Raw genomic sequence first — 6,008 nt, 5'->3', positions numbered from 1 at the left:
TCAGGCTCTTATAGCCCCAATCCCCCTCAGTCTCCAAAGGACTGGGGGGTTTTGCGTTTGGGCAAGGCAAACCTGGCGGCACTGCAGTGGTTGAATGGTGTCTGCGGCATTGCCGGCCGGCACCGTCTGTCTGCCTTGCTTTGTACCTGTCCCCCACACTATTTGATCGCCATGCAGCTGCAAGACATTCTGTACTCCCAGGGATTTGGAACCCGGCGCGTGTGCGCCGGATTGGTGCAGCAGGGCTGGGTGCAGGTGAGTACCTCCGGTGTGGCGGGGGAGTACGTGTCCTGCACCGAGGCCTCGGCCGATTTCGACGCCGACGGACTGCAGTTGCGCGTGCAGGGCGTGGACTGGCCGTACCACGAGAAGGCCTATGTGCTGCTGCACAAGCCGGCGGGCACGGAGTGCTCGCAAAAGCCCTCGACCTATCCCAGCATCTATTCGCTGTTGCCGTCTCCCCTGCGCCAGCGTCCGAGCAAGACGGCCATACAGGGCGTCCAGGCCGTGGGGCGGCTGGACCAGGACACGACGGGCATGCTGCTGCTCAGCGATGATGGCCAGTTCATCCACCGCATGAGCTCCCCCAAGAAGCATGTGCCCAAGGTCTACCAGGTCACCACCAAGCACCCTGTGGACGAGGCCCAGGCCAGCAAGCTGCTGGCTGGCGTGGTGCTCGACGACGACCCCAAGCCCGTGCGCGCTGCGGCCTGCGTGGTGGTGGATACGCACCGCCTGGACCTGACCTTGACCGAAGGCAAGTACCACCAGGTCAAGCGCATGCTGGCCGCCGTGGGCAACCGCGTGGAGGGCCTTCACCGCTCGCAGATCGGCAGCATGCCGCTGCCGGCCGATCTGGCACCCGGGCAATGGCGCTGGCTGAGCGCCGACGATCTCAAGACGCTGACGACGGCTCCGGCCTGAGGAGCGGCGCTTTCGAGGCTATTGCGGCGTTGTCAGCCCTTTGGCGGCGCCAGACGAGGGCGCCTTCTTGATCCAATCGGTCCCCATGCGCAGTTGTTACGCCTTCGGGCAGGAGGGGCGCTACTCCCGGAGCTACACTTGCGGACTGTCTTGAAAGTGCTTGGTTGTTTGTGAAGATTTTTTCCCCCGTGCGCGCATGCGCCGCCCTGGCCGGCTTGGTGTTGCTGTGGGGCAGTGCTGCATTGGCAGCGGTGCCGCCGATTTTTGTGCTGAACTCGCTGGAGGCCAACGTCAGTGTGATCGATCCACTGACCTGGACGGAGACCTCGCGCATCCCCACCGGCAAGGAGCCGCACCACCTGTACCTCACGCCCGACGAGCGCTCGCTCATCGTGGCCAATGCGCTGGGTGACACGCTGACCTTCCTGGACCCGCGCACGGCGCAGGTCCAGCGCACGGTGCGCGGCATCGTGGATCCCTACCACCTGCGCTTCACGCCCGACATGAAATGGCTGATCACGGCGGCCAACCGGCTCAACCATGTGGATTTCTACCGCTGGGATGGCAAGGAGCCTACGCTGGTCGCACGCGTGAACACAGCCCGCACCCCGAGCCACATGTGGATCGACAGCCGCAGCACCACGGTCTACGTGTCCATGCAGGACAGCGACGAGCTGGTGGCCATCGACATCGCCACGCAGGTGGTCAAGTGGCGCATCAAGACCGGCCCCATGCCGGCCGACGTGTATGGCAGCCCGGATGACAAGCATGTCTTCCTCGGCCTCACCGGGGGCGACAGCGTCGAAGTTTTCGACGTCTCGGGCCGCGAGCCGCGCAGCATCAGGAAGATCAAGACCGGCAATGGCGCGCACGCCTTTCGGGCGGCGGGCGACGGCAAGCACCTCTACGTGAGCAACCGGGTGGCCAACTCCATCAGCAAGATCGACATGGCCTCCATGGCCGTGGTGGACAGCTACCCCGTGCCCGGCGGGCCCGATTGCATGGAAGTCTCGGCCGATGGCCGCTTCATCTACGTGAGCTCGCGCTGGGCGCGCAAGCTATCGGTGGTGGACACCGAGGCGAAGAAGGTGGTGCGCCAGGTGCCCGTGGGCAAGTCCCCGCACGGCGTCTGGACGCTGCAGCACGCCCCCCGGTAGCAGCGGCATGACTGCTGGCATGGCTGTGGCTTGCACTGCGAGGGCGGTCTTGCCCTGGATGTGGCTGCTGGCGGTGCCTGCAGGCCTGGCGCAAGGCAGCGCGCCAGCCCCCGCCGGCGACTGCACCAAACCCGTCTACCTGACCCTGGACACCGGCCACATGGAGGTGGCCCCGCTGATGGCCGATGTGCTCAAGCGCCATCAGGTGCGGGTGACCTTCTTTGCGGCACAGGAGCGCACCAAGGAGGGCGATGGCAGCCTGGGCGAGCACTGGGCACCCTGGTGGCGGGCCCGCGCGGCCGAAGGCCACGCCTTTGCCTCCCACACCTGGGACCACACCTACTGGCGCGCTGACCTGGGCACGGCCGCCAAACCGTCCTTCAAGGTGCGCCCCTCGGCCGGCCCGCGTGCAGGGCAGGATTTCACGATGACGGCGGCCGATTACTGCGCCGAGATCACCAAGGCCGCCGACCGGCTGCAGGCCATCACCGGGCAAAAGCCCTTGCCGCTGTTCCGCGCGCCGGGCGGCAAGACGTCGCCCCAATTGATCGCCAGCGCCCAGGCCTGCGGCTACACCCACGTGGGCTGGTCGCCTGCGGGCTTTCTGGGTGACGAGCTGTCCACCGCGCAGGCCAGCAACGAGGCGCTGCTGCGCAAGGCGCTGCGCGATATTCGTGCGGGCGATATCCTGCTGGCCCACCTCGGTATCTGGTCGCGCACGGACCCCTGGGCGCCCGCCGTGCTGGAGCCGCTGATCGTGGGGCTGAAGGAGCGGGGGTTTTGCTTCAGGACACTGCGCGAGCACCCGGACTACGCTACAAAGACCGTGCGGTGATGCCGCGCGGCAGCGGCATATGAGGCGACAGCAACAGGAGCGGGGAACGTTATGGAGTGGTTGAGCTCGGTATTCGACGGTGCGCAGCAATGGCTGTTCGAGACCGTGGTGCAGCCATTGATGTTCGCGGGCGGCCTGGGCAACCTGCTGGAGGATGGCTACGATGCTACCGGCTGGCTGCTGGTGGGCCTGCTGCAGCTGGCGGTCATCATCGCCGTCATCGGGCCCCTGCAGCGCTGGCGCCCCGTGGAGCCGGTGACCAACCGCGCCACCATCCGCACCGACATCCTCTACACCCTGCTGCACCGGCTGGGCCTGTTCCGCGTGGGCCTGTTCTTCGCCATCGACCCGGTGATGGACGCGCTGTTCGGCGAGTTGCGCATGTCGGGCATCAGCACCTTCCACCTCGATGGCATCTGGCCCGGCGTGACCGACGTGGCCTGGGTCAGCCTGCTCATGTACCTGGTGGTATTCGACTTCGTGGACTACTGGATCCACCGCGGCCAGCACCATTTCGAATGGTGGTGGCGGCTGCATTCGCTGCACCACTCGCAGCAGCAGATGACGATGTGGAGCGACAACCGCAACCACCTGCTGGATGACATGCTGCGTGACACCATCCTGGTGGTGGTGGCCCAGCTCATCGGCGTGGCGCCGGGGCAGTTCGTGGCCATCGTGGCCATCACGCAACTGAGCGAAAGCTTCCAGCACGCCAACGTGCGCCTGTGGTTCGGCCGCCTGGGGGAGCGCCTGTGGGTGAGCCCCCGCTTTCACCGGCTGCACCACAGCATCGGCATCGGGCACGAAACCATCAAACCGGCTGCTGCGGGCGAGAAGGCGCCGCGCGTGGTGCTGGGCGGCCACAACTTCGGCGTGCTGCTGCCCTGGTGGGACATGCTGATGCGCACCGCCAACTTCGAGCAACGCTACGACCCCACGGGCGTGCGCGACCAGGTGGAGCCCGGGCCCGACGGCCGCACGCGCGACTATGGGCGCGGCTTCTGGTCGCAGCAATGGCGCGGGGTGCTGCGCTTGTTCGGAAAGGCTTAGACCCGCTTCGCTGCCACGTCGCGCACCAGCCCCCAGGCCACTTCGGCCACGGGCGCCAGGGCGCGGTTGGCCCGCCGCACGAGCACGATGGCGCGCTCCACACGGGGCGTGAGCGGTCGCACCTCCAGGCCCTGGAGCCCGGCGGGCGGCAAGGCCAGCGTGGGCACCACCGAGATGCCCAGGCCTGCATCCAGCATGCGAAAGATGGTGGTCACATGGCCCACCTCCTGGGCCACCGGCGCCTGCACGCCGTGCTGGCGCAGCGCATCGTCGATCAGCCGGCGGCTGCCCGAGGCGTGGTCGAGCAGCACCAGCGGTTCGCCATCCAGGGCGGCCCAGCGCACGCTGCGCTGGCGCGCCAGCCGGTGCGTGGGCGGGCAGGCCAGGCAAAAGGGTTCCGAGAGGATGGCTTCGGCATGCAACTCATCGCTGCGCCCCGGCTCGGGTTCGATCACCACGCCGAAATCCACCTCGCCCGAGAGCACGCTGGCCAGTGCATCGTGCTGCATGCGGTCCAGCAGCAGCAGTTCCAGCCCCGGGTGCTCCCGCCGGCAGCGCGCAATGCATTCGGGCAGCAGGTTGGCCGACAGGGTGGGGCTGCTGGCCACGCGCACCCGACCCTGGCGCTGCGTGGCCAGGCCACGCACATCGAGCAGCACGCTGTCCAGGTCTTCCAGCACCCGCGCCAGGCGCACCGCCAGGCTGCGGCCCGCCTCCGTAAGCACCACCTCGCGCGTGGTGCGGTCCAGCAGCTTGATCCCCAGGTGCTGCTCCAGCTCGGTCACGCAGCGGCTCACGGCGGGCTGGGTCAGGCCGATCTGGTCGCCAGCGCGTGTGAAGCTGCTGTGTTGCGCCACCGCCTGGAAGACGCGCAGCTGGCGGAGACTGGGATTCATGATTGGAAATTATAAATTCATCAGATCAATCCATTTCTCTTTGGCTGGCAAAGCAGGTCCAATCGGTGCATACCGTTCTCAAGAGGCGTCTACGCCCCCTTATCCATGGCCCGCTCCCGTCTGCTTCCCGACAATTTCACGCTTTACCTCGTCGCCACGGTCATCGCCGCCAGCCTGCTGCCAGCCTCTGGCAGCTTTGCCCGGGGGCTGGAGGTTGCCACCACGGCGGCCGTGAGCCTGCTGTTCTTCCTGCACGGGGCCAAGCTCTCGCGTGAGGCCATCCTGGCCGGCATCGGCCACTGGCGCCTGCACCTGGTGGTGGTGGCCAGCACCTTCGTGCTGTTCCCGCTGCTGGGCTGGGCGCTGCGCCCGGTGCTTGAGCCGCTGGTCACGCGCGACCTGTACACCGGCATCCTCTACCTGTGCGCGCTGCCGGCCACAGTGCAGTCGGCAATTGCCTTCGTCTCCATGGCGCGCGGCAACATCCCTGCGGCCGTGTGCAGCGCCTCGGCATCCACGCTGCTGGGCGTGGCATTCACGCCGCTGCTGGTGGGCTTGCTGATGTCGCAGAACGCGGCCATGGGCGATCCGCTGGCCGCCATGGGCCGCATCGGCCTGCAACTGCTGCTGCCTTTTGCCATCGGCCACCTGCTGCGCCCCTGGATCAGCGGCTTTTTGCAGCAGCGAGCGTCCGTCATGAAGGTGGTGGACCAGGGCTCCATCCTGCTGGTGGTGTACGCCGCCTTCAGCCACGCCGTCATTGACGGCCTGTGGTCCCAGGTGCCCCCCATGGCTTTGGCCGGCCTGCTGGCCGTGTGCGCGGTGCTGCTGGCGCTGGTGCTCACCCTCACCACCTGGAGCGCGCGGCGCATGGGCTTCTCCAAGGAAGACGAGATCACCATCGTCTTCTGCGGCTCCAAGAAGAGCCTGGTCAGCGGCGTGCCCATGGCCAACGTGCTGTTTGCCACCAACGTGGCTGGCGCCATCGTGCTGCCGCTGATGCTGTTCCACCAGATGCAGCTCATGGTCTGCGGCGTGCTCGCGCAGCGCTATGCGCGGCGCGGGCTGGATGCCGGCAAACCAGTGGGCGCACAGCCCGAACAGGCCTGATAGGCACAGCGGGAACCCGCGCAACCGCCGGGCGGT

The 6,008-nt window shown here is 67.3% G+C and carries 6 protein-coding genes; 5 read left to right on the top strand and 1 reads right to left on the bottom strand.

From position 1 onward, the window contains the following. Positions 1-171: 171 nt before the first annotated feature. The 4 genes from ASE28_RS29990 (at position 172) to ASE28_RS29975 (ending at position 3,966) form a co-directional block, all read left to right on the top strand. Positions 172-924, top strand: a complete 753-nt coding sequence (locus ASE28_RS29990; protein ID WP_057269658.1) for a 16S rRNA pseudouridine(516) synthase — start codon at positions 172-174, stop codon at positions 922-924. 170 nt (positions 925-1,094) lie between these two features. Beyond that, positions 1,095-2,081: a YncE family protein gene (locus ASE28_RS29985; protein ID WP_057206181.1), complete on the top strand. Its 987-nt coding sequence runs from the start codon at positions 1,095-1,097 to the stop codon at positions 2,079-2,081. Positions 2,082-2,139: 58 nt separating this feature from the next. After that, positions 2,140-2,916, top strand: a complete 777-nt coding sequence (locus tag ASE28_RS29980; RefSeq protein WP_235516251.1) for a polysaccharide deacetylase family protein — start codon at positions 2,140-2,142, stop codon at positions 2,914-2,916. 51 nt (positions 2,917-2,967) lie between these two features. Further along, entirely contained in the window at positions 2,968-3,966 is a 999-nt protein-coding gene (locus ASE28_RS29975; RefSeq protein WP_057269657.1) for a sterol desaturase family protein, read from the top strand. Here ASE28_RS29975 and ASE28_RS29970 read toward each other — a convergent pair. Continuing rightward, on the bottom strand, positions 3,963-4,862 hold the full coding sequence (locus tag ASE28_RS29970) for a LysR family transcriptional regulator (RefSeq protein ID WP_057269656.1): 900 nt from the start codon (positions 4,860-4,862) through the stop codon (positions 3,963-3,965). The genes ASE28_RS29975 and ASE28_RS29970 overlap by 4 nt on opposite strands. Positions 4,863-4,967: 105 nt before the next feature. Between ASE28_RS29970 and ASE28_RS29965 the strand changes: the two genes are divergently transcribed. Beyond that, positions 4,968-5,972, top strand: a complete 1,005-nt coding sequence (locus ASE28_RS29965; RefSeq protein ID WP_057269655.1) for a bile acid:sodium symporter family protein — start codon at positions 4,968-4,970, stop codon at positions 5,970-5,972. Positions 5,973-6,008: the final 36 nt, after the last annotated feature.

It is taken from the genome of Acidovorax sp. Root219, from assembly GCF_001428665.1.
Lineage (GTDB): Bacteria > Pseudomonadota > Gammaproteobacteria > Burkholderiales > Burkholderiaceae_C > Acidovorax.
Note: the sequence above shows the minus strand (reverse complement) of the source record. Positions and strands in the feature narration are given on the sequence as shown.